We start from the raw sequence: 1,490 nt of genomic DNA on the forward strand, positions 1-1,490 counted from the left end.
ATCCTTCCAAAGGATTTTTATCACCCAGTGTCGGTCCAGATCCATTTCCAGCGGTTCCAGAGCCTTCCTCGATTCTGGGGTTATTGGCATTGGGTTTACTGGGGATGGGTTCAGTATTTAACAAGCAGCGAAAATAAATTGACAAGTGTGGGGATGGGATTTTTTCCATCTCCACTTGAGGAAAAATGCGCTCTAGAAACCTTCCAAATTTAACTCTTAATTTGAGTAAACAAATTTTTTTAAATTCCCTGGCAATTACTCAAAAAATTTGACATCTTATAGCGGACAGGTAAAAATAAAAACTTTTCTCTGCCAAGGCACCGATCGATAGGATAATTGATCATCGGAACATCTGCTCTGAGAATATGTCTCTCGATCGCCGTCAATTTCTTGATCTTTCAGGTGCTACCCTTGGCACAGCCACTCTTGCTGGTTTTAACCCTGCCGCTTTTATCGAAAAAATTAGATTTATTCAGCCAACTCTATATAGGGTTTTCATCCCTTGTAACCCCATCCATCGCATAACACAAAGCGAAGAACCGGGCTATCTTAGGTTTGGTGGGTAAAATGTATTCTAAGATACAGTCCTGCTGGCGAGGGAGTGGAAGGAACCACTCCAGACACAGAGGACACAAAGATTGATCGCTGCTATAGTAAGTTAAACTGATCACACAAAGAACTGATAGGCTTTTAGCGGCTTGAGAACAAGCTTTATCAATCTATTCATATAATTGAAAATTATCAAAAGCGCACACTGCCGGAAAGCCATTTATTTTTTACCGAAAAATTGGGTTGAAAGCCTCGCCCTTTGAGGGCGACTTTATATGATGTATGCTATTAAGAATAGGGGGCTGGGTAAGCAACCGCTTAAAAAACCCAGTCATCAACCGATGAACGCACCTTGAAAACTAGAGTTATGGGGTTCTCTAGGGGAATGCTCCTATAGGTAAAAATTCTCAGCACCAAGTACCAGAGAAACCAAGTATTTTAGAGGTTTGGAACTGTATCGTAGGGGACCCCGAAAACAGGCTTCTGTAAGGTCGCGAAAGTCTGAGGAGAGAACCACCTCTGGGTGGGATTTCGCCAGGAATCTAATTCAAGTGGACTCGTTGAGCCAGAAATTCACAGCAGTGATGCGAGAAGAATCCACGTCCGTTTACGGCGTGGGGTATGTCAAAATAGAAGATTCCCTAGATTATTTTTGCGGGAGGCAATCGGTGATTCTCAATTTTTCCTTAAGGATTGTAGCGGCAAAAGGCAAACTATTCTGTAAGTTTTCACTCTACAAAACCTATCGGGTGGTCAGTAGCGCCCCCGTCGATGTCCTCTGGCAAAAATTAATCAATGTGGCCGATGTCTCTTGGCATCCTTTGATTGCCAAGGCTGATGTTCCCTTGGGTTTAATCGCTAAACCGGGGCTAATCTATCAAGCTGTCACCCGTCTGACTCCCATTCCTATCCGGGTTTTCGTGGAAAATGTCCGCCCCGGG

1 protein-coding gene and 1 pseudogene are annotated in these 1,490 nt (G+C 43.6%); both read left to right on the plus strand.

Annotated features, from left to right (window positions below; translation table 11 throughout):
- The coding region (locus PX481_RS24320; RefSeq protein ID WP_288096486.1) for a PEP-CTERM sorting domain-containing protein at positions 1-137 on the plus strand (137 nt) is incomplete at its 5' end.
- Positions 138-1,217: 1,080 nt separating this feature from the next.
- Positions 1,218-1,490: pseudogene (locus tag PX481_RS24325) on the plus strand (SRPBCC family protein); the annotation flags it as partial.

The organism is Microcystis sp. M53603_WE2 (genome assembly GCF_030065435.1).